23 protein-coding genes, 2 pseudogenes and 2 other annotated features are annotated in these 24312 nt (G+C 52.3%); of the genes and pseudogenes, 4 read left to right on the forward strand and 21 right to left on the reverse strand.

What is annotated here, in order from left to right:
* Positions 1 to 12: 12 nt before the first annotated feature.
* The 15 genes and pseudogenes from IRJ17_RS21295 to IRJ17_RS21360 all read right to left on the reverse strand — a co-directional run bounded on the left by IRJ17_RS21295 (position 13) and on the right by IRJ17_RS21360 (position 14504).
* Entirely contained in the window at positions 13 to 2460 is a 2448-nt protein-coding gene (locus IRJ17_RS21295; protein WP_173595743.1) for a bifunctional diguanylate cyclase/phosphodiesterase, read from the reverse strand.
* A gap of 38 nt (positions 2461 to 2498) precedes the next feature.
* Positions 2499 to 3830, reverse strand: a complete 1332-nt coding sequence (locus IRJ17_RS21300; protein ID WP_242771828.1) for a globin-coupled sensor protein — start codon at positions 3828 to 3830, stop codon at positions 2499 to 2501.
* A 268-nt stretch (positions 3831 to 4098) separates the two neighbouring features.
* Positions 4099 to 5229, reverse strand: a complete 1131-nt coding sequence (locus IRJ17_RS21305) for a response regulator (RefSeq protein WP_173595741.1) — start codon at positions 5227 to 5229, stop codon at positions 4099 to 4101.
* Positions 5207 to 5626: a sensor histidine kinase gene (locus IRJ17_RS21310; protein ID WP_173595740.1), complete on the reverse strand. Its 420-nt coding sequence runs from the start codon at positions 5624 to 5626 to the stop codon at positions 5207 to 5209. The genes IRJ17_RS21305 and IRJ17_RS21310 overlap by 23 nt, the downstream gene beginning before the upstream one ends.
* A gap of 130 nt (positions 5627 to 5756) precedes the next feature.
* Positions 5757 to 6095 carry a response regulator gene (locus IRJ17_RS21315; RefSeq protein ID WP_173595739.1) on the reverse strand — a complete coding sequence of 113 codons (339 nt, stop codon included), beginning with the start codon at positions 6093 to 6095 and terminating at the stop codon, positions 5757 to 5759.
* Entirely contained in the window at positions 6092 to 6229 is a 138-nt protein-coding gene (locus tag IRJ17_RS21320; RefSeq protein WP_173595738.1) for a hypothetical protein, read from the reverse strand. Before IRJ17_RS21320 ends, IRJ17_RS21315 begins: the two co-directional genes overlap by 4 nt.
* Before the next feature lie 129 nt (positions 6230 to 6358).
* Positions 6359 to 6787, reverse strand: a complete 429-nt coding sequence (locus IRJ17_RS21325; RefSeq protein WP_242771830.1) for a histidine kinase dimerization/phospho-acceptor domain-containing protein — start codon at positions 6785 to 6787, stop codon at positions 6359 to 6361.
* Between the two features lie 16 nt (positions 6788 to 6803).
* Positions 6804 to 7217, reverse strand: a pseudogene (locus IRJ17_RS28360) (hypothetical protein); the annotation flags it as partial.
* 97 nt (positions 7218 to 7314) lie between these two features.
* Complete coding sequence (locus IRJ17_RS21330; RefSeq protein ID WP_242771832.1) at positions 7315 to 7857, reverse strand: hypothetical protein; 543 nt, start codon at positions 7855 to 7857, stop codon at positions 7315 to 7317.
* Between the two features lie 40 nt (positions 7858 to 7897).
* On the reverse strand, positions 7898 to 8647 hold the full coding sequence (locus tag IRJ17_RS21335; protein ID WP_173599173.1) for a thermonuclease family protein: 750 nt from the start codon (positions 8645 to 8647) through the stop codon (positions 7898 to 7900).
* A 161-nt stretch (positions 8648 to 8808) separates the two neighbouring features.
* Complete coding sequence (locus IRJ17_RS21340) at positions 8809 to 10368, reverse strand: hypothetical protein (RefSeq protein WP_242771834.1); 1560 nt, start codon at positions 10366 to 10368, stop codon at positions 8809 to 8811.
* Entirely contained in the window at positions 10352 to 10894 is a 543-nt protein-coding gene (locus IRJ17_RS21345) for an RNA polymerase sigma factor (protein ID WP_173595734.1), read from the reverse strand. Before IRJ17_RS21345 ends, IRJ17_RS21340 begins: the two co-directional genes overlap by 17 nt.
* A gap of 81 nt (positions 10895 to 10975) precedes the next feature.
* Entirely contained in the window at positions 10976 to 12481 is a 1506-nt protein-coding gene (locus IRJ17_RS21350; protein ID WP_242771836.1) for a YcdB/YcdC domain-containing protein, read from the reverse strand.
* Positions 12482 to 12884: 403 nt separating this feature from the next.
* Complete coding sequence (locus IRJ17_RS21355) at positions 12885 to 13934, reverse strand: MerR family transcriptional regulator (protein WP_122965783.1); 1050 nt, start codon at positions 13932 to 13934, stop codon at positions 12885 to 12887.
* Between the two features lie 129 nt (positions 13935 to 14063).
* The gene (locus tag IRJ17_RS21360) at positions 14064 to 14504 is read right to left on the reverse strand and encodes a CBS domain-containing protein (protein ID WP_063230771.1); all 441 of its coding nucleotides are present in this window, start codon (positions 14502 to 14504) and stop codon (positions 14064 to 14066) included.
* Positions 14505 to 14686: 182 nt separating this feature from the next.
* Here IRJ17_RS21360 and IRJ17_RS21365 point away from each other — a divergent pair, with 182 nt between their 5' ends.
* Both IRJ17_RS21365 and ftsW read left to right on the forward strand, forming a co-directional pair.
* Positions 14687 to 15031: a YugN family protein gene (locus IRJ17_RS21365; protein ID WP_063230770.1), complete on the forward strand. Its 345-nt coding sequence runs from the start codon at positions 14687 to 14689 to the stop codon at positions 15029 to 15031.
* 71 nt (positions 15032 to 15102) lie between these two features.
* On the forward strand, positions 15103 to 16272 hold the full coding sequence (gene ftsW, locus IRJ17_RS21370) for a putative lipid II flippase FtsW (protein WP_122965782.1): 1170 nt from the start codon (positions 15103 to 15105) through the stop codon (positions 16270 to 16272).
* Positions 16273 to 16324: 52 nt separating this feature from the next.
* Here the strand turns inward: ftsW and IRJ17_RS21375 are convergent, their stop codons facing one another.
* Together IRJ17_RS21375 and IRJ17_RS21380 are read right to left on the reverse strand one after the other, a co-directional pair.
* The gene (locus IRJ17_RS21375) at positions 16325 to 16660 is read right to left on the reverse strand and encodes an Asp23/Gls24 family envelope stress response protein (RefSeq protein WP_173595731.1); all 336 of its coding nucleotides are present in this window, start codon (positions 16658 to 16660) and stop codon (positions 16325 to 16327) included.
* A 76-nt stretch (positions 16661 to 16736) separates the two neighbouring features.
* On the reverse strand, positions 16737 to 18365 hold the full coding sequence (locus IRJ17_RS21380; protein WP_242771838.1) for a thiamine pyrophosphate-binding protein: 1629 nt from the start codon (positions 18363 to 18365) through the stop codon (positions 16737 to 16739).
* A gap of 256 nt (positions 18366 to 18621) precedes the next feature.
* Here IRJ17_RS21380 and sleB point away from each other — a divergent pair.
* Positions 18622 to 19272 (forward strand): annotated as a pseudogene (gene sleB, locus IRJ17_RS21385) (spore cortex-lytic enzyme); the annotation flags it as partial.
* Positions 19273 to 19346: 74 nt separating this feature from the next.
* Here the strand turns inward: sleB and IRJ17_RS21390 are convergent.
* Positions 19347 to 19607 carry a hypothetical protein gene (locus IRJ17_RS21390; protein WP_122965778.1) on the reverse strand — a complete coding sequence of 87 codons (261 nt, stop codon included), beginning with the start codon at positions 19605 to 19607 and terminating at the stop codon, positions 19347 to 19349.
* A 170-nt stretch (positions 19608 to 19777) separates the two neighbouring features.
* Here IRJ17_RS21390 and cax point away from each other — a divergent pair, with 170 nt between their 5' ends.
* Positions 19778 to 20821 carry a calcium/proton exchanger gene (gene cax / locus IRJ17_RS21395; RefSeq protein ID WP_063230764.1) on the forward strand — a complete coding sequence of 348 codons (1044 nt, stop codon included), beginning with the start codon at positions 19778 to 19780 and terminating at the stop codon, positions 20819 to 20821.
* A 121-nt stretch (positions 20822 to 20942) separates the two neighbouring features.
* Here the strand turns inward: cax and IRJ17_RS21400 are convergent, their stop codons facing one another.
* The 3 genes from IRJ17_RS21400 to glsA all read right to left on the reverse strand — a co-directional run bounded on the left by IRJ17_RS21400 (position 20943) and on the right by glsA (position 24289).
* Positions 20943 to 22283 (reverse strand): sodium-dependent transporter, encoded by a 1341-nt coding sequence (locus IRJ17_RS21400; RefSeq protein WP_122965777.1) that lies wholly within the window; start codon positions 22281 to 22283, stop codon positions 20943 to 20945.
* Positions 22284 to 22345: 62 nt separating this feature from the next.
* Positions 22346 to 22593: a binding site (T-box leader), on the reverse strand.
* A 41-nt stretch (positions 22594 to 22634) separates the two neighbouring features.
* Positions 22635 to 22876, reverse strand: a binding site (T-box leader).
* Positions 22877 to 22981: 105 nt separating this feature from the next.
* Positions 22982 to 23263, reverse strand: coding sequence for an Fpa/YlaN family protein (locus tag IRJ17_RS21405; RefSeq protein ID WP_063230762.1), 282 nt, complete (start codon positions 23261 to 23263; stop codon positions 22982 to 22984).
* A gap of 93 nt (positions 23264 to 23356) precedes the next feature.
* Complete coding sequence (gene glsA, locus IRJ17_RS21410) at positions 23357 to 24289, reverse strand: glutaminase A (RefSeq protein ID WP_122965776.1); 933 nt, start codon at positions 24287 to 24289, stop codon at positions 23357 to 23359.
* Positions 24290 to 24312 lie beyond the last annotated feature (23 nt).

Here is a 24312-nt window from a genome sequence, read left to right on the forward strand (position 1 = left end):
CCTGCTGTGCCTCTATTCAAGGTGCTGCGCCTCGCGGGAAGGCATGATGAACATCGTCTCAACATCTGCCGCCGACAACGGGCTGGCGAAGTAATAGCCCTGAATTTTTTTGCAATCGTTTTCCGTCAAAATGTCCAGCTGGTCTTTTGTCTCGATGCCTTCGGCAATGACATCCAGCTTGAGGTTTTGCGCCATCGCAATGATTGTGGACACGATGGCCCGATCGTTGCGGTTTTGGGAGATATCGGTGATGAAGGAGCGGTCGATTTTCAGCTTGTGAATCGGAAATTTTTTCAGGTAGCTGAGCGAGCTGTAGCCTGTCCCGAAGTCGTCCAGGCTGATGCGTGTGCCAAGCTTGTTCAGCTCCTCCAAAATGTGAATGGAGACAGCCGGGTCCATCATCATGCTCTCCGTGATCTCCAGCTCCAAATACTCCGGGGCAAGCCCCGTTTCTTGCAGGATATTTCGGATATACGTCACGAGGTTGGACTGATGAAACTGGTGGGAAGACAGGTTGACCGACACAGGAATGAGCGGTCCGCCTTCGTCATGCCAACGTTTCATCTGGCGGCACGCCTCGCGCAAAACCCATGTTCCCAAGTCGTAGATCAAGCCGGTTTCTTCGGCTAGTGGAATAAACAGGCCAGGCGAGAGCAGTCCTCTTGTCGGGTGATTCCACCTGACGAGCGCTTCCACGCCAATCATCCGGTTGTATTCGGAATGAAACTGCGGCTGGTAGTAGACGACCAGTTCGTCTCGTTCGATCGCTTTGCGCAAATCGCTCTCCAGCTCGATGTGATCCAGCAGTTGGGCGTCGAGGTCATCCGTGTAGAACAGATGGCCGTTTTTCCCTTGTCGCTTGACCTTGTACATCGCCGCATCCGCTTTTTTCAGCAAGGAGACGGCATCTAACCCGTGCTCTGGAAAAAGGGCTGTCCCGATGCTCGCCGAAATGTAGAAGTCGCTGTCCTTCAGATGAAATGGCTGCTTCAATGTGTCGATGATTTTTTGGGCAAGTTCCGATGCTTCCCGGCCGTCTGGCTCGCATTTGCAAAGAATCGTAAACTCGTCGCCACCCATCCTGGCGATCGTGACCTCGCATCCAGCTGCACTCTGCAAAATCCGCTTGCTCACGCCCTGCAAAAACAAGTCTCCGTAGGTGTGCCCCAAAGAATCGTTGATCATCTTGAAGCGATCCACATCGAGCACCATGACGGCAAACGTCTTTTGCTCGGAAGCGCTGCGCTCGATTGCCTCCTCCAGCAGTTGGTTGAACCTTCTGCGATTCGGCAAGCCCGTCAGTTCATCATGGTACGCCAAGTATTCGATTTTTTGCTTGGCTGCGTTTTCTTCTGTAATATCCTTGACGATGATGTGTGTACCGACGATTTCTCCCGCGATTTCCACAGGTACTTTCATCACGCTCAGCTTGATGACATCGCCACCGGGGTAGCTCCACGCTGTTTCAAAGCTGTTCAGATGCTGCGCCGTCGTCTCGTAGAACAAACTTCTGGTCTGCTCTCTCTCTGCTCTCGGAATGTGCAATCCGATCTGGGCGACGTGGCGATTGATATATTGCTCGGTGATCAACCCGGTTATTTTTTGCACCGCCGGATTCATGTCGATGACCATGCCTGTCTTATCCAGAGAAATAATCCCGTACTCATTGTTTTTATACAAAGATCGATACCAGCTCTCGTTTTCCTCGATCTCGGAATCTTTTTGCGAAAAGCGCTTGTTGATGAACACGCCTATAAGCGTGACGCCCAATAGCAAAAACGTAGCAAACACAATGACGTACGCAAGCGTCTCCGGCTGCATCTGCATTTGCACGTGCTCCCGCACAAGCGAGTCTGTGTGGAAGCTGGCGGCGACCATGCCCGTGTAATGCATGCCCGCGATGGCCGCTCCCATGATCAGGGCGCTGCCCAGCTTGTACAAGGACGCGTAGCGCGTCTGATCTTTGCGGAAGTAAAACAGCAGCCAGAGCGCTGCTACCGAAGCCGTACCCGCAATGATGACGGACAGGACGACCCACCAGCTGTCATACGTAATCCCGATGATCATCGCTGCCATTCCGGTGTAGTGCATGCCGGATATCCCCGCAGCCATGAAAGCTCCCGAGATGACGAGTTCCTTTGGCGTCAGCTCGTCTTTGGTCACGGTGTACAAAGCGATGCTGGAAACAAAAATAGCGAGTACGACAGACAAGATGACGTAGGCCATATCGTACATAACATGGATCGGCAAAGTCAGGGCCAGCATGCCGACAAAGTGCATGGACCAGATGCCCAGCCCCATGGATGTTGCTCCGAAAATCAGCCACAGCACGCGATGTTTTCCCCGACTGATTGTCACTCTGCCTGCCAGATCGAGAGCAGAGTAGGAAGCGGTGACGGCGATTAAATAAGATAAAACAACAAGAAAGCTATCATAAGTTCCGTGAAGTTGGTGTTGCACTCTCTTCCCCCCGCTTTCCTCTGATGACTTGCACAGCGTTACGCTATGCCCGCAGCCTCTTGAAGCGTTTCAGCCGAGATGACCACCTGTTGTGTGGCAACCCCAATTTCCTCCATGCTTTGTACCAGAACGCGCATGCCTGCCTCGACGTTTTCAACCTCGCCAAGACTGCGTGCCATCGACTGGACGATGTGCGCAAACGATTCTTCTGTCGCTTCGGATTCCGCCTTGCTCGCCTGCACGAGTTGATGAACCTCCTGAATCGCGCCCACGACCTCTTCGGTATATGTACGGGTTTGGACGATGTAGGAATTGATCTGTTCCACTGACAGCTTCGTTTGCTCGGACAGCTTGCGAACTTCCTGGGCCACCACAGCAAATCCTTTGCCATGCTCTTGCGCCCGTGCCGCTTCAATCGCCGAATTAAGCGCCAGCAAATTGGTTTGCCCTGCGATGTCCTGGACGATTTTGATGACCGTGCCAATCTCGCGTACGGATTGGTTCAACAGCTCCACGCTTTTTTCCATCGTATTCGTCCGGTTGAAAATCGCTTCGATCCGCCCTTCCAGCTCGCCCAGCTTCACTTTGCCCTGCGAAGCCAGATGCTGCGTCTCTCTCGATGTCTGCGCTCCCGAGCGAACACTGCGGTTTACTTCATTGCTGCTGGAGATCAGTTCTTGCATCGAAGCACTCGTCTGCTCGGCAATCGACGTCATCTGCTCGCAAACCGTAAAAATTTTCGCCTTCAGCTCTTCCTTGACCTGTTCATACTGCTTCTGTCTTTGGCGCAAATTTTCTTTTTCGTAAGCTTCCAGGACGATTTGCTGTTCAAAATTGAGGATCTTCGAAATCACTTTGCCAATTCGGACGCTTTCCACTCGATTCTCAATATTTTCGTGGACGATATCGAGCAGTGTACTTTGCAAGTTTTGAAAGGCCCCCATGTACCACTTCGGCTCCAGGCCGATTCGATAGTGCACTTCTGCTACACGAATCCGCTTTTGCAAAAACTCGCCGTCGATTTGCCCGCTGAACATCTCGATCAGATGCCGCTCCAACGTCTTTTGCAGCCGTTCCAGCGTGCTGTTGTCCAGGATGATTTGTTTCAGTTCTTCGACATTGGTAATCGTCTGGTAGAAAGCGGACACAATCTCGCGAATATGTGCCTGGATCAGTTTCTGGATCGAGCTTGCCAGCCGGATTTCCTCTATGGTCAAATCGATCATTTCCAACTGCTTCAAGATCGTCGGATCGGTCACGTCAATCTTTGCTTTTGCGCGATCTTGCTGATCAAGCCACCTGGAATGCTCCATCGGCTTTTTCCGGCTTCCCCACAAACTGTGAAAAAACGAAAATGGACATTTGCTCATGCTCTTCTTCATCCCCTATTCCCAATTCAAACCAGCTACAAACATTGCTTCAGATGCAGTCCCCCAACTGCAACCTATTCTTTAGGCAAATAGACCCTCTTTATGATACAACATTCACCTGAAAGATTTTTGAAACCGTCGCACTTTTTTTGGAAAAAACCTATTTTTTCATGGAAACGCAATATTTATAGGTGAAAAATACTAAAAACAAAAATAGAAATAGGTTTTTTTCACCAAAAAAGCCGACCTGTAAAAAGTCGGCTCTTCGTTATGATTTTTGTTTCCACTGCGCAAACCACGCTTGAACCGCCGGATGAGCCTGGGCGTCAAACTCAGTTCGTAGCATAGACACGAGCAAGTCGTATTGCTTTTCCACGGAAAAACGATCGCCAAGCTTGGCGTAAAGACGCATCAGTTCATAATAGAGTGCTTCTTCGGAAGGCAAGATTTTTTGGACGTGCAAATAATGCGAAACGGCCTGTGTCAACTGGTTGCGCTCTACGAAAAAGCGAAAAATGTCGTGCGCATGCTGAAGAAATTTTCCGCGCAGTCGGATTCGTTCGGTTTCAGCCCACAAGTAATGATGGTCAGACAAGTAATCTCCGCGGTACTGCTGTAATACGGACAGATGCACGTCCAATGTTTCTGGATCAAGCGGTGGCGCGGTGTTCAGGTTGGCTTCCCACTCCTGCACGTCCAGTCTCGTGCCATTCATCTCCAGCAAGTAGCCTTCGTCACAGTTGACGATCTGAACGCTCATTTTTTCTTCATTGATGACTTTTCTGATCTGATAAACGGTCGTATAAAGCTGCGTAATCCCTTTTTTCCAATCGATTCCCGGCCAAAACTGGTCGAGAAGAACTTGTTTTTTGACAACCGTTCCCCGGTGGTGTAGCAAAAAGGCGAAAATTTCTTGTGCTTTTACGGTTTTCCAGCGCAACGTCAGCGGCTTTTGGCCAGCCAGCTCTAGTTGCAAAGAGCGAAGGCTGTGGATCAATCCGTTTTCCGGATCAGCATTACGAGCTGCAACAGCCTCAAGCGGCGCTTGTTTGCCGAGTCGCTGAATCGTTTTTTGCAAGCGCTCATGTTGAATCGGCTTCAAAATGTAATCCAGCGCATTCAGCTCAAAAGCCTTGATTGCGTATTCGTCGTATGCCGTCACAAAAACGATCGCCATGTGCGGATACAGTTGCAAAATTCGCTCGGCTAACTCGATTCCGTTGACACCTGGCATCTGAATGTCCAGAAACACCGCATCCATTGGTTCCTGGGTGATTCGTTCGAGAGCCAGCTGCGGGTTGCGGTATTGTCCCAAAATGTTCAGCCCGCCGATGCGTTCAAGCTCCTGTGCGAGATGGCGAAGGGCAAGCGGCTCGTCATCCACGATGATTACTTTCATACGAAATCCCTACCTTTTCCAGCGGCAGACGAATCAAAATCTCGGTTCCTGTCCCTTGTGCACTGTTGATCCGCAATCCTTGGCCGAACAGTTGCCTTAATCGCCGCTCGATATTTTTCAAGCCGATTCCACCAGACAATGAATCTGTAAATAAATGTTCGAGGACATCCGCAGCGATGCCAACGCCGTCATCCTCTACCGCGACGCACACATGCTCGTCTGTTCGGTAGACACGAATGAGCACATGTCCCCCTTCAGCCTGCTGCATGATGCCATGGCGAATCGCATTTTCCACCAGCGTTTGCAAGGTCAGGGGCGGGATCAAAAAATCAGTCGTCGTGGAGATTTCAATCTGATAGGAGAGCCAATCTTCAAATCTGACCTTCTCGATGTGCAAGTAAGAACGAACCAGCGCCAATTCCCGTTCGAACGGAATGAGCGGCTCCGAGTTCTCAAACCGAAGCTCTCCCGCAAATATTGCCCAAATTCATTTAACAAGGAAGCCATCCGGTCAGGTTCACTCCGACTCAGCGACGCAATGGAATTAAGCGTATTTTCATCCTGTTTCCCAGAATTTGCATAGCCTCCCGTCCATCCCGCGCTGTCGTCACCCGGTACTGATCGAGGGAGAGTTGTTTCAACAGCACTTTCAAATTCAGGGCGTCGTCATCCACGACTAAAATTTCCGCTTCCGCCAATGCTTCCTCGCTGCTCGGCGCAGCGCTGACACGATCGGCTCGCATCGTTGGCTTCGGCAGCGCAGCTTCAACAAGCTTTCGCGAAACCTCTTGCTGTCCTGTATTCGCCAATGGAATAGCCAGGCGGTATACGACATCTTCAGGAGAATCAGCGTGAACCGTTATCACTCCGTCATTCCCTCGCCCTGCAACCGGATGGAGATGTCGGCAAACGGCTCCTTTACGCTCGCCTCAATGATGATTTTCCCGCGAATCACTTTCTTTTGAGCGTGGATCAAAATGCTCATGAGCAGCTGATCCATTCTCTCCTCATCCGCTAAAATGGGCGGAAACCCCAAAGGAATCTTGTTCTCGAACAAGACGCTGTGATCAAAGCCAAGGTAGTACAGCCTCTCGATTCCTTCGTTGACCACTGAGCGAAAGTCAATCGGTCAAACTTGCAGTAGCATAGTTTTGTTGCGCAAGCGGGAAAAGTCGAGCAAGTCATTGACCATGCTTCTGATCGTCCAGCCTACAGAAGTGATAATCCGCAGGTCATGCCTCTGGTCAGGCGTCAGTTTGTCGTCCTCATGCAATCTCGCATCTGCAATGCTGATCGTCGCATTGAGCGGCGTTACCATTTGCTCGGAAATGCTCGCCATAAATTCATTTTTGAACTTGTCGACAAGCAGCATTTCCTGTGTGATCTTCTCGGTCTTGCGGTAGGCGAGAATGACTTGTTGCAGGAACAAAAAAGAAATGACTACGAGGAAGCTGAAGTTTTGAAAGAAGTACCAGCCGCCTTGTTCCGTGATTCCAAAAATGATTAGCGCGTTCAACAAAGCTTCCGATTGCAAACAGACAAAAAGCCAGAAACTCATACCAGGCCCCCTCCTCTTTGCTTCGCAAGCTCCAAATGAGCAGAACGAGTATGAAAATATACATCAAGGTAGAGACAAGATTCCACGCTGCTATGTACTGCGTCGCCTGGTCAGGCGGAAACGCGAGGATCATGCCAATAAATGCGCAGCTTATAAGCAGTACCAACTTTTTGAGCCACTTGTCTACTCGCCGCTGGCAGCGACGATAGACGAATATGAACACACAGTAATTCAGTCCGATCCTGGCAATCCAGTATATCGTCACAGTTGCGTGAAAAGAAAGAAACGGCAGCAAGTAGGAAAGCCATTTGGTGCTATTCACCGATACAACAACCGCTAGAAAAAAGAAAAACAGGGAGAGCCACTCCCAGCTATTTTTCCGATCAAAAAAAAATGGAGAAGTCCGAAATACAAGGTAAACAGCAAATATACTACGAGAATGGCAAAATCAAGTGCAGCGATTCGCTGGTGTTCCCCTACGATTGCAGCAACAGGCCCCATGCTGATCGGCTGAATGATGCCTCCGCTTACGGCATGGTCAAAGTTAACGACTTGAACGAAAATATCGAAGCGCTCTTTCTCGATTTTTTCCACGCGACATACGGAACAGCTTGTCCAAAATATTGCGCCGGGTCTGTGACCACAATTCCTTTCGCGCCAATCTCCTGGCCATCAACGATTAACCGATGGGCAGAGCGAATCAGCGGTACGCGAAAAGCGATCTGCCCGGCTTGCTCGGCATCCATCACCACGGTTAACCGATACGTCCCGTAGCCTATGGCGCTGCGGGCATCGTCAGCATTCAAGCTTGGCCCCCAATTTCCAGGGGCCTGAATGTATGGGAAGCTGGCAGGCTGATTTTCCGGTAGCCTCGAAAGGAGCTGGCCCGGATAAAACTCCCACTCTCCCTTGAGCTTGAGCGGCTTTGTTGCGCCTTCCGTCCACCCGCGCAAATCCATGACTCCTTGTTTGGCTACCGGATCGTGATCCCAGTCAAATAACGACAGCATATTGACGCAGATCACTGCTATTACAACGGCACTCAAAATCGCAATCCGCTTTATGTTCATGCCCTGCCCCCTAGCGCTTTACGGCTTGCCCAGACAAAGACTATCGTTTCGGAGCGCGAAACCCTGCTGCTTGCGCCTCTTCTTCTGTGGCAAACCACATTTCCGCCTTCGTTTGCTCGTAGCTGGCAGAGCCGGGAACATGGTAAATTTTCTCGCCTTTGGCGTTGATGTTGCCTTTGATCGCCTTGCCCTCTGGCGGGGTGTCGCTGTCCGCGGACTTGCTCGGCTGCGCTTTGGACTCATCCTTGGCTTTGTCCTTTTTGCCTGCCGCTTTTTTGTCTGCGTCCTTGGCGTCTGCACCCTGCTCGCCTACATCCAGCCCCCACAGCCCGCGGTTGCCTTCCCGCGCTTCCCGCTCTGCGGTCAAAAACAAATCGGCCTGGGCCACATTCGGCGGGATGGTCATAATCCGCGCATACCCTTCCCGCACCAGCTTTTCGTTGACGAACGTCCCGTCTTCCATGTACACGTAAGCGAGCAGCCGCTGGTATTTGTCGTACGGCTCTACATCGAACTTGAGCGTGACCTTTTTGCCCGTCAGCAGCTCTTTCGTGTAATTGCTCGCTTCCTTGCCGTACGGTTCGACGGGATGGTTAGGCTTGACCGTTTCCGGTGTATCGACTCCGATCATCCTCACCTTTTCCCCGCTCGCCAGCTCAAACGTATCTCCATCGACCACGCGTTTGACGGTCGCCGTCATTTCCCCGTTTGCCTTTGGTCCTTCTGTTGCGGAACAAGCCGCAAGCAAAAGCGCTACCGCGAACAGGTACATCACTAGCTTTTGTTTCATTTTGTCTTCTCCTCTTCCGCATTGCTTCTCGTTATGACTGCTTTCGTAAAAACCGTCTGACACGCGAAAAAACTGACCCAGAACGTGTCAGTTTTACGCGATTGCGATTTTTATGATTTTATAATTCTCCCCCACAATTTTCAAGCAAAGCCCTGCCTGTTCTACTCTTCGATATAATCAGACAGCATATCTCGCTCCAGCGGAACGTAAACCAGGGAAGGGGCCGTCTCGCCCTTGATCCAGACGTAAGCCAATTGCAGGGGATGGCGCTCTACGTACTGTTTGGCGGCTTCGACAGCGCTTGCTTGCTGGTTTGGTTTGTGCGCAGCCTGCTCCTGTTTCGGCGGCGTCTTCTGAAACCCGACAACTTGACCAGTCGCTGCTTGGACCGTAACGGTGTAGACAGGCAAGGCAGCAGCGTCATTTGCTTTGGGCAACGCTTGAAAATAAATGCGGTAAGCCAGTTTGTCCTGTTCGACTTCCATGACTTGCAAGCCCGTCACTTCCGCAGCGAGGTAATGTTGCAGGAACGAAGCCGCTGTCTGTGTCGCTGCCGCAGCATCTTTGGGAGCGGTTGTCCTGTCAGAAGCAGCAGGCAGACTTTTGTACTCCAGTTCCACGACCTCTCCCGTGGAGGAAACGGTTTTTAGCGCGATGCTGCCGCCGTTCTCCAAGCGCCACCGATAGTTGCGCGTGTCCAAAAAGTCGTTCTCCGCCCGCCAGAACGTTTTTTCCACCGTCAAGCCAAACTCGCTCGCCACCAACTGCACAGCCTCGTCTTCCGTCGTCACCTTCCAGCTTGTCCGCTCGGCATCCAGCTTGTACGTTTTGCCGCGCAACGAGTCGTGTGCCTTGTCAATGCCGATCAACTGCCCGCTTTGCGCATCGAGGAAGCCCATCAGAGCCGGATCGTAGCCACTCGTTTGCGTCCCGGCAAAATAAGGCGTCAATGCTTGGACGAGAATCGTTTCGGCCTCCGCTTTTCCGATGGCAGCAGCCGGATCAGGGAAAAGCTGCTCGCTCCATTTGCCTCCTTGAATCTGCTTGGCCGCAATTGCCTTCCCGTTGTTGCGCTCATCCAACCCGACCGTGTAATGCTCGTTGAGAAACGGAAGCCCGTTTACTTGACGCACAAAGACGTGCTGGTTTTGCTTCGGATCGGCAAGCGATTCGACCAGCTTGTACTGACGCTGCTCGGCTCCGATCAACTGTTCCAAATAGGCCGCCGCCTTTTTGGTTGCGCTGCCATCGGCTGTTGCTGCATACGGCTCGGCTGGCGCGACGGTTTGACTCGTCGGCGGGACAGTCTGCTTTCTCGTTTCTGTTCGTGTCTCTGTCGCCTTTTGCTTAGTTGGCTTCGCCTGCTGTTCCTTTTCCTGAGCAGCTTTCCCGTCCTTTTCTCGTTCCAGCGGAGAAGTTTTCTGTGCAGACGGCGGATTCACGGTTTCGTAGGAGGGCTTCGCCTGCTCCGAATTGCCAGGCAGCTCCTGTTTCACGGAAGGAAACGCCAGAGAAGTGCCCCATACAACCAGGGCAAAAAAAGCAGCCGTCTGCAGCGTCCAGCTTGCCGTCCTGCTCATTTTGCTGCGCCTGTCCATCTCTCGTGCCTGTTTGGACAACACCCCATGCAGCCGCTTGATTTCTTCTGTTCGCGGTGCAGGTACATTCCCGCCAAGTCTTTTCATGCGTTCATGCAGGAACTCGTCATCTTCCCAATACATGCTTTCCCCCCTCACCTGCTGTTCGCACGTTCAACTGTTTTTGAATCAGCTTGATCGCGCGATGATAGTCCACTTTTACTTTTGATTCGGATATGCCGAGAATTTCCGCTGTTTCTTTTATGCTGCACCCTTTGATGGAACGTAAAATAATAGCCAGACGATATTTGGGCGGAAGCGCGAGAATCGCCTGTTTCAGCTCTTGGTCCCGTTCTTTTTCTACAAACAGCTCTTCCGGCAAGCCATCCTTGGCTGGCAACTCGCTGAACCACCAATCCGCAAAAAAACGTTGAAATTTCCGGCGGCGATACAGGTCGATTGCCGCATGTTTCGCTATGGAAAAAATCCATGTTTTCATCCGGACTCTTCCGTCATACCGCGGCAATGCTTGCAACACTCGTATAAAGACTTCCTGGGTGATGTCCTCGGCGTCGCTCCGATTCCCGATAAAATGATAGAGGAAATAGAAGACATCCTGGTAGTACGTGTCGACCAGGTTCGCAATCCGCGCTTCGTACGTTTCGTTCATTGGGTTTCCTCCGTCTCCCCATCCCTAAAAGGTGCGCCTGCCCGCTTCCGCGAAAGGGCAGGCACATGCTCTATCTGTAAACTATTTCCGAGGGATACTGCTTCCTGTCACGGCATCCACATATTCCTGTACACTTTCACTCTTCGCAGACTTGTACACGAGCAGCGGATTCGGCTGACGCTTGCCATCCAATACTGGCTCCAGATAGACCAGGCTCAGCGGATGATGTTTCAAATACTCCTTGGCTGCTTGCTCGCGCGGAACGATGTTGGCCGGATCGGGATAGGCCACATTTGCCGGTTTGGAAAATTCACCGAACAGTCCGATCACTTTGCCCGTTTCTTTGTCGATCGTCACCTGATAAGCATGGTTTAAGACGGGCAAACCGTTTTGCGTGCGATAAAAAGTGAAGCGGTAAGCGTTCGGGTCTTTCAGATAGGAGCTTGCATCTAACGCTACCGCTTTCGTCTCTTTGTCCAAGTAGACTTGCAGCACCTGCACGGCTGCTTTCCTCGCTGCTTCCACGGTTACTTTCTGCTTTGGCTCCACATATTGGCTCGGTTCCAGACTCACATCGATGACTTGTCCGGTTGCTGCTTTAACAGATACGTTCGCAACGAATGTTCCCTTTTTCCAGACATAGTTTTGCACCTTGCCCTCTGGCGTATCTTCCGCAGCCCGCTCCACGTAAGTAGCGTCCTCTGTGTTGAAGCCGATGATCGTTTTCAGCAATGCCGCTGCTTCCGCTTTGTCTTTTGCCGTCAAAGTCTTGCCCTGCGACGATACGGGAAGGAGGGCACCAGAAAGATCGGGTTCATAGTAAAACTGCGAGTGCTGCGTCTCTACCGACTGTCCGGTTTTGGCATCGAGCATGCCCGACCAGGACACATGATAGGTCAGCATCATGCTCTTGCCGTCTTTTTGCAAACGATACGCAGGTGTCATCCGCTCGGCAATTGCTTTCTCGGCTTGCGCTACAGAGATGGCCTCTTCTTTCTTCGGCAAGTTTGCGGAAGACAGCGGATTGCTTGCGGCATTCGCCATCAGCCCTGACACTTCGCCGTTTCCGTTCACGCTGACGAGCAAGTTGCGCTCAAAAAACGGAATGCCGTTTACTACGAGCTGATAACTTGGTGTTCCTAGTTCTTCGGACCGTTTGGCGTCGAACTGGTAGCCTTCCGCAACATCACCGAGCAGCTCGCGCAAAAACACGTCCGCTTTTTTCTTCTGCTCGTCGGGCGACAGCTCTTCGTCGCCTGCATCATCCGCTGCATATTCGAAGCTCTGAATGCTGCCTGTTTGCTTGTTCAAATAAATGGTCATCGCCGCCTCTTTATCTTCTTCCAGCTTTCTGCGCTCGACGACGATGACGGCACTGTCCTCATCCAGACTCACTTTTTCAACGGGCAACTGCTCCATGTACGGCAGAAGCTTTTCCAGTTTCGCGATCGTTTGCTGCGCGGCTCCCTGGGCTTGTGCTGCCGAGCTGTCGGCTGACTTCGCGCTCGCTTGAACTGCCCATGCAGGGCTTGCTGCCAAAAGGGTTGCAGCGACAATTGACATGACGGCACTGTTCCATTTTTTCATTTTCCTTGCCTCCTGAATGGTGAATGTTGTTTTTTGTTGCTCACTGGGTTATTCGCATGAGTTTGGAAAAGGTTACAAATTTTCGCAGCTTGCTCGCAAAAGCTTGTCCCAGGCAAATTCTCTGCGCGCTTCCCAGCGTCTGTGCCCGGCAGATGCCAAACCGAAAAAAACGACCTTCCACAAGGTCGTTTTGTCTATACGTACAGACTTAGTCACGATCGGCGCTAAACAAAAACAGCAGAACAACCACGACAATGATAATCCACAGAAACTCATCGTTATCGCGATCAAAAAAGCCATCGAACAGACCCATAGTGGAGTCCTCCTTTCCTTCTCGTTACAGCCTATGCAGAAGGCTAGGCACGTGTCAGCGATTGGAAGAGCCCAAAAGTAAAGGAATGTTTTAGCGCAGTCTGGCGATGAGCAAATGCGTGTAGACGGTCAGTTGCTTCGCCTCGATTTGAAAGCCGAGAGCGTCAAGCTCTGCAAGCAACCGGGAGCGATCGGCGTAAAACCGATCGTGGATTTGCATGATCGCTTCGTCTTTGCCTTCTCTGGTCAGCTCAGCGATGTGCGCCTGCCTGTGCCCTTCATCCACAAACATGAAATCCGCGATCACCAGGCGCCCTGTCGGCTTCAGTACACGGCGGCACTCCGCCAAGGCGAGCAGCTTTTGCTCATCGTCGAGATGGTGCAGCGCGTAGCTCGTCGCCACAAAATCAAAGCGATTTTCCAGAAACGGGAAGGCGAAAAAGGTGCCGAGCTTCGTTTCCATGGCAGGCAGTTTGCTGCGGCAACGGTTCAGCATTTGCGGCGACTGGTCAAAGCCACTCATGATCGCTCCCTGGCTGACCAGCCGTTTGGCGAGATTGCCTGTACCCGTGCCTGCGTCCAGTCCGATCTCCCCGTGAATCGGGCCAAGTGCGGCGACGACCTCGTCCAGCACTGTCTCGTATGATTGGTGGGCGTTAAAGCTTTGCGATTCGCTGGTGACCCAGTCGTCGTAATAGTTGGCGATCTGGTTGAAATTCCAGCGATCCACCCAGTTGTCGCGGGACTGCCGCAACCGTTTGTTCGCCTCAGCCAGCTCGAACAGCTCGGCTGGATCGATCGTTTGACTGTGTCCGATCCGCTCGATCATCGCTTCTGTCGTCTGGATGACTTTGGCCATTTCCACCCATCGCGTGTACATGAAAGAGCGCTGGAGGTCCAGATAATGCAGCAGACTGCCTTCCTGCTCCTTCATTTGCGAGAGCAGCTCGCGTATATCGTCAATCGACATGCCGACCTCGCGCAGCGTGATGATCGTTTGTAATCGCCATACATCTTCTTCGGTAAAATGACGATACCCGGACTCATCTGCTTTGGCTGGCTTGATCAGCTCTTTTTCTTCATAATAACGAATCGCTCTTGGCGTAATTTGCAGCCTGCGCGCCATATCATTGATCAGCATGCATTTCTCTCCCTGTCAGCTTCTTATCGGTATCATATACCTTACCGTTGCGTCAATGTACAGGGAAAAAACGAAAAAAACTGCCTGTGCGGCAGCTTTTTCTCAGGTTGCTTCTCTTGTATCCGCCTGTTAGTGGCGGGCAGGCTCGGAAATTTCCTGAAGCGCATCGCTCGCCTCATCGTGGTGAACTTGGCGGATCGCCATGTCCGCAATCGCGACAATCCCGACCAGCTTGCCGTTTTCTACGACAGGCAGGCGACGAATTTGGTGCTCAGCCATGATTTTTGCTGCTTCATCGACCGTCATGCCCGGCTGGCCGAGAACGATGTCCTTGGTCATGACGACCTCTGTCGCCGTCGAGCCTTCATGCTTCTCGGCCAGGCCGCGAATGACGATATCGCGATCCGTAATTACCCCGATCACATCGTTCTTTTCATCGACAACCGGAATGACACCGACGTTCCAGTCGCGCATTTTGCAAGCTACTTCGTACACATTATCCTTAAGCGTCACCGTTGCGACATCTTTGGTCATAATTTCGCGCAGTGTGCGGTTTTCCACTTTCGCCATCTTGTTCTCCTCCTTTTGCTGTTTGCTAATGAACGGTTGTAGTGTGTCCTCTCTGCTCTCATTTCATGCGCTGCAAAAGGGTATGATAAGATCGTGGCGGAACAGAGTTATGCATTGCGCTTCTTCCAAAAACAGACTATCATTAATAAGTGAAAATCTCACCATTTGTAGGAGGAAAAAGAATGGTTATCAAGGACACGGGGATTGGCACGAAAGAAGTTTTTTTCGCTGATCTGGAACATTACATGAGCGAACTCGGCTTTGATCGTGGCGCCTGGGATTACAAGCACGCTACATACGATTATAAAATCCAAGATAAAGGAAACGTTTACTACCTGCGCATCGAAGCAAACGTGACCGAAGGCAAGCTGGAAGATTCCCACGCTGTCCTGAAATTGGATGAGCCGTACATGGGCAAACACCTTTTCCCACACGGATTGGACTACGACTATCCAATGCCTGATTCCGTTGTAAAAACTGCCAAGCTGAAACTGCAAATGCTCGGCGAAAAGCTTTCCTCGCACTAATTTCAAAATGAAAATGTCTTGCGATACAGAGAGGTATCCCCTCTCTGTTTCACGTAGAAGGGGGTATTACCGTGAAGACGAGGGGCGTACCTGACTTCCTGCTCCTGTTTTTAACTGCCCTGATTGTCGGGTTTGGTATTACCATGGTGCTTAGCTCAAGCTCCATTTTCGCCCTGACCAGCTTCACAGCCAATGGCTGCTCCTATTGCAACGGGGACGAGCTGTATTTCGTGAAGCGGCAAATTCGCTTCCTCCTGATCGGTGTCGTCGGCATGCTGGTCGCCATGAATATTCCCTTCTCCTTTTACAAACGCAATTTCCTGCTGATTGCGATGGTGAGCTTCTTCATGCTCGTGCTCGTACTGATTCCGGGAATCGGTGTCAATATCAAGGGAGCGCGGTCCTGGTTCCAAATCGGCTCATCCAACCTGCAACCAGCAGAGTTTGCCAAGCTTGGCCTGATCTTGTACCTGGCGGCCATTCTCTCGAAAAAAGGAGAAGGTGTACGCAAACTCAAGTCAGGTTTGCTGCCGCCGCTCATGGTCACAGGTTTGTTTTTTCTCCTGATTGTCGTGCAGCCCGATCTCGGGTCCGCCGCCATTTTGCTCGGGAGTGCTCTCGTTGTGATGATCTGCGGCGGGGCCAGACTTCGTCATCTGATCGGCCTCGGCGGTCCGGTTGTCACCGTCGCCTTGCTTGCCTACATCACGACGAAGTCTCACGCCTTGAACCGGATCAACTCTTACCTCAATCCTTGGAACGATCCAAGCGGAACCGGGTACAACATCATTCAGTCGTGGATCGCCATCGCTCACGGAGGATTGTCCGGGACTGGCTTCGGGAAGAGCATCCAAAAGTATTTGTACTTGCCCGAGATGCATACCGACTTTATTTTCTCGATCATTACTGAGGAGCTTGGCTTCATCGGCGCTTCCTTGTTTTTGCTGGTTTATTTGCTGTTTTTGTTGCGCGGCATCCATATTTGCCTGCGCGTCAAAGACACGTTTGCCAGCTTGGCCGGAATCGGTGTCGTCACGATGATTGCCTTGCAGGCGATCTTGAATATCGGTGGCGTAACCGGACTGATCCCGCTGACAGGCGTGCCGCTGCCTTTTATCAGCTACGGGGGGTCATCCCTGCTCGTTTGTCTGATCTCGACAGGCTTCTTGCTGAGCGTATCACGTGAGGTCAGCCGCCAAAAGCTGGAAGAACAGATGAAAAAACAGCCGTACTCGATGTAGGGCGCCTATTCGTCTCCAAAGAAAAAACGGCCTGCTGTTGCGCAGGTCGTTTTTATTTGCTAATATCGACGGTCTCCACATGCACGTTGACCGCATCCACAAACAGTCCGGTCAAGCTCTCCACCGCTTCTTTCACCTTTTCTTGCAGCGTGTGGCAAACGTGATGAATTTGCGATCCGTAACGGACCGATACCCGCATGTCAATGATGACCCTGTCCTCCGTTACCGCTACCGTGATTCCTTTTGCACCGCCATTCAGCTTTTTCGCCAAATCTTGATACAAACCGCCGGATCTCACCGAAATCTCCAATACATCCTCTACTGCCACAGCGGCAATGATCGCGATCACTTGATCGGCCACTCTGATCTCGCCCAGTCTTTCAGCCATCAGGATGCCCTCCTCTTTTGACCGAATGATAACGGCTGTTCCCGTGTTATCTGATTTTTCTTTCATTATAAACAAATCATGCTTGGGCTTGGAAGGGGATTTGTTTTTTTCTCTCGGTTAATGTCGGAGCGGTGCAATGAATGTCAAGCAGTGTCAAACGATTGCTGGCGAGCGCTTGCTGCAAAGCCGGCTCCAGCTCCGCAGCGCTGCGCACCGACACGGAGTCAGCCCCGCACGCCTTGGCCCACAGGCAAAAGTCTGGATTTGTCAGCCTCACGCCGAAGGAGCCGTAGCCTTCCTGCTTCATTTTCAACTCCTCCAAGCCGAGCGTCTGGTTGTTGACGACGATCAGCGTGATCGCAAGCTGCTGCTCCACCGCCGTCATCAGCTCCGCGAGGTTCATTTGCAGTCCGCCGTCGCCTGTCACACACACGACTTGTCTGTCGGGAAAAGCGAGCTTGGCCGCAATCGCGGCTGGCAGGCCGAAGCCCATCGTGCGCCACTTCCCGGAAAACAGCGGGTACTGCCTGACTGCGCGAAATGCGCGATTAAACCAGATCGTATGCTCTCCGGTATCGAGCGCCACAATCGCGTCCTCCGCCACCATTCGCCCTACTGTATGCAATAACAACTCCGGCTTCACCGCTTCGTCGGGCGATGACGCCTTGCTGATTTGCTCATTTTCCGCCCAAAGCTGCTCATGCCAGCTCTCTACTCTCTGTTCCCAAGCTTCGCCACGCTGACGATTTTTTAAACGGGCAAGCCACAGCGGCAATACGTCCAGCAGATCGGCAGTGACGGAAAGCAGCTTCGGCTGTGCATGCATAGACGTAGCAGCATGATCGACCTGAATAATCGGCAGATGCTTCGGAATAAACTCTTTCGGAAACCAGCTCGCCCCCAAAATGACGAGCAAATCCGCTTCGTCAAGCGCTTGCAGCACCCCCTCGCTTCCCCCTTCACCCAAGCCGCCCAACACAAGTCGATGCGACTCGTCGATGGCCCCTTTTGCCCCCAAAGACAAAACAATCCCGGCCCCAAGCTGTTCAGCGAACCGCAAGCAAAGTGCCGCCGACTGCCGCGCGCCAATCCCGAGCAAAACGAGCGGCGCTTTGGCCTGCATGATCTGGTCAGCCGCCGATTCGATCTCTACGCGATCACCCAGCACGCGCGGGATGCGTGGCAATGACGGAAGGATTGTCGCTTGCGTTTTTTCGGCAAACACATTTTTGCAAATGGACAGATGCGCGACGTCTTTTTGCTGCGCGGCGGAAACAAAAGCGCGATGGAGCACCTCGCCCACGGCATCTGGTTCAGTCACCGTCGCCTGATAGCAGCTGATCGGGCGAATCATGTCTTCCTGCGCCACATACTGCTTGTAGCCTCCCCCGAGCTTGGCTGTCTCGACTTGTCCGGTAATGGAGATGACAGGAACGCGGTCTGTATGCGCGTCCGCCAATCCATTGAGCAGATTGACAAATCCCGGCCCCATCGTCGCGGTACATACCGCCGGCTTGCCAGTCAGCTTCGCTTCCGCACTCGCCATCATCGCGGCGGCAGACTCGTGTTTGCATGCGATATATTGCAGCTCTGACTGCTTCCCCAGTGAATCCAGCCAGGCAAAAATGCCATCCCCGGCCACTCCGTAAATGCGTTTGACTCCCCATTCGGCGAGCTGCCTGGAAAGATATTGCGCCACAAGCATCGTTACTCCTCCATTCTTCGTTAGCGAAAAGTCAATGGTAGTGTACGCATTCTCCAATATTTTACTAGGGCCTCTTGTCGAAAGTTGGAGAACCTAACAATTATCATCAGCTGATAAGCACATTCCCAAAGGAGGATCAAAAATGAAGCAGCCTGTGAAATGGCTGATCGCACTGGCAGCAGTAGCAATCGTCGTCACCACCGCCGTCATGGCTTCCCCGCTGCGTTCTGACGCATTCAGCCAACAAGTCGTCAAAGTCGGCACAGAAGGAAGCGATGTTCGCGAAATGCAATACCGTCTCAAGCATTTAGGGTTTTACACCGGAACGGTTGACGGTATTTTCGGCTGGCGCTCTTACTGGGCACTCCGCAACTTTCAGTATGAGTTTGGTTTGCCCGTAGATGGCGTTTTGGGGCCGAAAACGAAAGTGAAGCTGTACAATGCCACCAAAAACTACAAGCCAACCGCTGCGGATTTGGGCGCGTCGCAGGCGGCTCCAAGCGCACCCGCGCCAAGCAATCCGAAAAAAGAGACGTACCACGCCGCCAACATATCAGCCAACGACTTGCGGCTGATGGCAAATGCGGTATACGGCGAATCTCGCGGCGAGCCGTACATCGGTCAGGTAGCCGTTGCGGCGGTCATCTTGAACCGGACGAAAAACCCCGCCTTCCCGAACACGCCAGCCGGAGTAATCTTCGAGCCTCGCGCATTCACTGCCGTAGCGGACGGACAAATTTGGCTGACCCCAAACGAACAGTCCAAAAAAGCGGTCAACGATGCGCTGAAAGGCTGGGACCCAACCGGAGGAGCCATCTACTACTTCAACCCGGACACAGCCACATCCGGCTGGATTTGGAGCCGCCCGCAAATCAAAAAAATCGGCCGGCACATCTTCTGCCGATAAGCCCGAAACACGAAAACAGGCACTACAGTCAACAAGACTGCGTGCCTGTTCCCTTTTGTCCGCAGAAACTGCGTTCATTGCGAACGCTGGGTCTGCATATGCTCTGCCATTTTGACAAAGCGCTCTTCTGATTCCGTCGTGCCGCACACTCCACACTGGATCATGTATGAGTCGCCTTTATACGGCTGATGAAAAATGTCCAGCTCCTCGCTCGACAGTTGCTGAACCACCTCGCCTGTTTGCGGGTCGAGACGCATGTAGCGCGGTACTTGCTCGATGATCGTAAAGCGCATCCGGTTTGACTTGCATGTAGGACAAAGCATCGGCTTGGTCATAAAAGCACCTCCCTGTCTTGTTTCATCGTTTAGTTTCTGTCAGAAGAGGAACTCTATACCTATCTTCCTAATTCCGCGCAGGCACCAACTTTTTGGTACAAAAAGGAAGACAATGCTGGTATGATTCAATAGGTAGGTAAGTAATTTGATTCTGCATCTGAGGTGATCACATGAATTTACGACTTTTCTTTTCGCTCGTCGGAGCATCTGTGCTGCTGGCTGCCTTCGCGCACTACTTCACAGAAAACGAGTTTTTCCAATTTGCTACCTCCGCCCTGGCGATTATTTTTCTCGCGGCCTGGCTCGGCAAATCGACGGAAAGCGTCGCGCATTACGCCGGTGACCGGATCGGCGGGTTTTTGAACGCTACTTTTGGCAACGCCGCAGAACTTATCATTGCTTTTTTCCTCGTCAAGGAAGGCTTGTTCGACATGGTCAAGGCATCGATTACCGGGGCGATTATCGGCAACATGCTCCTCGTGCTCGGACTCAGCGTGTTGCTTGGCGGACTCAAGTACAAGGAGCAAAACTTCAACAGCAGACTCGCTGGTCACAACGCTTCGCTGATGACGCTGGCGATCGTCGCGCTGTTTATCCCTGCCGTCTTCATGAGAGAGCTGCCGCCTGTGAAAATTGAGACGCTCAGCATCGTCATCGCGATTTTGCTGATCATCGCCTACGTTCTCTGGCTGATTTTCTCGATGATTACGCACAGCGACTTTTTGTCCGATATCGAGCCGCACGAAAGCGACGCGGTCTGGTCAAAAGGCGTCTCCATCCTGATGCTCGCCATCTCGACCGTGTTTGTCGCCGTCGTCTCCGAGTGGCTTGTGCACGGCGTCCAGCACGTCTCCCATTCGCTTGGCTGGTCCGAGCTGTTCGTCGGTGCGTTCGTCATCGCCATCATCGGAAACGCCGCCGAGCACAGTGCTGCCCTGTTGCTCGCCATGAAAGGACGGATCGGCGCTGCCGTGGAAATCGCCATCGGCTCCAGCCTGCAAATCGCGCTGTTCGTGGCGCCCACACTCGTTTTGGTCAGCCTGTTGCTCGGCAATCCGATGGACATCGTGTTTACGCCATTTGAACTGGCCGCCATCGGAGTCGCCACGTTCATTACGATCTCGATCACGAAAGACGGAGCGACCAACTGGTTCGAAGGGGTGCTTTTGCTTACGGTGTACATTATTTTGGGTACAGCCTTTTTCTTCGCTTGACGAGAGATCGCGCATAACTTTCGTCGTTCCCCGTAACGGGAATCTAGGAAAAGTCAGCTTCACTAAAAAAGGAGTGCATGCGGCAGTTGACGCCGTTGCACTCCTTTTTCGTGAATGGATGTTACCAGATCCCGAGCATTTGCATGAACACCAGCACAATCGCCAGCGGGGAAACGTATTTCAACAGCAGCAGCCAGATGACAAACAATCGTTTGCTGAGCGGGGAATGGTCAGCCCGCAGCTCCTCGATCAGCACTTCCCGCTTCATTTTCAGCGGGACGAAAATCGCGATCAGCAAAGCCCCGAGCGGCATCAAAATGTTGCTGACGAGAAAATCGAACGCGTCGAAAATCGATTTGTCAAACAGCTTGATGTCGCTCCACACGCCAAACGACAAGGCGGAAGGCGCTCCGACGATGAAAATGAGCAGCCCGATGATCCAGGACAGCCGCTTTCTTTTTGCTTCGTTCCCTTTTGTCAGAGACGCGACGATGATCTCCAGCATGGAAAAAGCCGAGGTCAGCGTAGCAAACAGGAACAAGGCGAGGAAGATCAACAGGAAAAAGCCGCCGAACGTAATCTTTTCAAACACGGATGGCAAAACGATAAACAGCAGACCTGGCCCAGCCGTCGGCTCCATGCCGAGCGAGAAAACCGCAGGGAAAATCGCCAGTCCGGCAAACAGGGAGACGAAAAGGTTCAGGCCGACGATCGAGCCTGCGGAACGGACAAGGCTTTCGTTTTTCGCCAAATACGAGCTGTACGTCACCATCACGGATACCCCGACGCTGAGCGAGAAAAACGATTGGCCCAGCGCGTACAAGATCGATTCCGCACTCAGCTTGGAAAAGTCCGGACGGAGGAAGAACGACACGCCCTCCATCGCTCCCGGCAATGTCAGAGAACGGAACATCAGGACGAGAAAAAGAATAAACAAGGCCGGCATCATGTATTTGTTCGCGGATTCGATCCCGCTCTGCACGCCGCGCGCCACGACCCAGGCCGTGATCAGCATGAACACGAACTGGGCGGCAACAGAACCGAATGGAGCGGAAATGACTTCTCCGAAAAGTTGCTCGTACGAAGCACCCATCAGTTGCCCCGTCACCCCGCGCAGCAAGTAAGTAAGAATCCAGCCCCCGACGACACTGTAAAACGACAGCAGCAAAAAGCACGTCACGACTCCAAGCCGACCGATCCAATGCCACAAAGTACCCGGCGCAATCGCGCGATAGGCGCTGATCGCTTCTTTTTGCGTACTGCGGCCGATGACAAATTCACCGAGCAACAACGGCAAACCGATGACGAGCGTAAAAATCAGAAACAGACAAAAAAATGCTCCTCCCCCGCTCGTCCCTACCATGTACGGGAATTTCCAGATCGCCCCCAGCCCAATCGCCGAGCCAGCCGCGGCCAAAATAAAACCGAGGCGGCTCGTCCATTGCTCTGTTTGATTTTTCATGATCAATCACTCCTCAACTATACATACATCTTGTTCCAATGGAATAAAAAAAACCCGCCCCAAAAAGGGACGAGTTGTTCGTTCTCGCGGTACCACCCTAGTTAGGCATCGCCTTTTTTCCAAAAGACATGCCTCTCCTCGTCATTGATAACGGGTATGACCCGGACTCTCCTACTAGCGGCGCCATGCGTTCAGAGGTCAGCTCCAGAGTGAATTCTACGAAGACTATTCCTGCGGCCGCTCTCAGTCTGTGGCGGCGCTTCCCTGTCAGGCAGCACTTTCGTATACTACTCTCTTTCGTCGCTATTTTCCTATGCAGGGGGTCGGCTAAATATAAAAAAACCCGTCCAAAAAAGGGACGAGTCTGTTCGCGGTACCACCCTGATTAAGCACCAAGAACATAGGACGTTCCCGGCACTTCACTTGCTCATCGTTAACGGAATGACCCGTTTCCTCCTACTTGGCCTGCGCCGTTCAAAGGGCTGCTCTGGAGGGAATTTCACGAGGCTCACTTCAAAGCTGCTTGCAGTCTTCGGCAGCTTCTCCCTGTCAAGCGATGTCATTCGTGTACTGGTCTCCGTCATTGCATTTTAGTTGTTATTGAAATGCTAGTGTTAAATTTAATATATACAACACAAATAGGCAAGACTTTTTTCAAAAAAAAACGAAAAGCGAGGATGATCACCGCTCTCCTCGCCTTACTTTTGGTTGAACAGTTCATGGAGAGTCGCCAGCTTGCGCTCCAGTGAACCCATGATATCACGGCCGATTTCTTCACCAATCAGTCCAAGTCGCACTGCATACTCTACTTCACGGGAAAGCCCGAACATTTGTGTATCAAGCACTTCTTCATACAGTGGGCACTGCGGCATGGTCAGGTTTTCCATCTGCACGTCGATTAGCTTGTAAATCTTGTCTGCGTCCGCTTTAAGCAGTGCTAGCGCTTTCTGTTCCAAGTCAGGAACTTTAATTTCTGTCAAAACCTATCCCTCCGTTTGCCTCCATCCTTATCATACATAGTACGCGATTCTGGGCCATTTGAAAAGGGGAGAAGCTAGATCAACTGCAAGAAGCTAAAAGATACCAAGATTCCATTCTTGTGAGAGAAGCTCAAGCAACTTGACTCCGGCAACCGAATTTCCTTTTTCATCCAGAGCAGGGCCGAACACGCCGATCCCCATCCGTTGCGGCACAGCTGCCATAATGCCGCCAGCCACTCCGCTTTTCGCCGGAATCCCGACATCGATGGCAAACTCCCCGGATGCGTTGTACATCCCGCAAGTCACCATGAAAGTCTTGCAGATGCGGGCAACTTCTCGTGGAATGATTCTTTCGCCTGTATGAGGGATAATGCCATCGGCGGCGAGCACCATGCCCAATCTCGCCACATCTTTTGCCGTTACCTCGATGGCGCAATGACGGAAGTACAGATCAAGCGTCTCTTCCACATCCGTGGTCAGCACTCCGCTGTCCTTCAAAAACCAGGCGAGCGCGCGATTGCGGTCAGCCGTCCGCTTTTCCGAGCGGTAAACCGCTTCATTGACAGACAGCCCACGATTCCCCGTAACGCTGCGCAGCAGGCCCAGAATCGCGTCCAGACGCTCTTCTACGCCATTGCCCTGGATCATTCCCGCAACCGCGATCGCCCCGGCGTTGATCATCGGGTTGAGCGGCTTGTGCGGCTTGATCGTCTCCAGCTTGATAATCGAATTGAACGGGTCGCCTGTAGGCTCCTTGCCCACCCGCTCAAATACATGCTTGTGTCCGTTTTGGCACAGGGCGACGACCAGCGAGAAAATTTTCGAAATGCTCTGTAGGGTGAAGGGAACATCCGCGTCTCCCGCTGATACAATCGTCCCGTCCGGCATACAGACGGCCGCGCCCAGCATGCGCGCGTCTACTTTTGCCAATTCGGGTATATATGCTGCTACCTTGCCTTGTCCTGTATATTCGCTGGCCGCTTGTACTTTCTCGGCCAATTGATTGGATGCACTCTCGATGTCCATCTGTTATCCCCTCTATCCATACT

It is taken from the genome of Brevibacillus parabrevis (assembly GCF_022701015.1).
Lineage (GTDB): Bacteria > Bacillota > Bacilli > Brevibacillales > Brevibacillaceae > Brevibacillus > Brevibacillus parabrevis.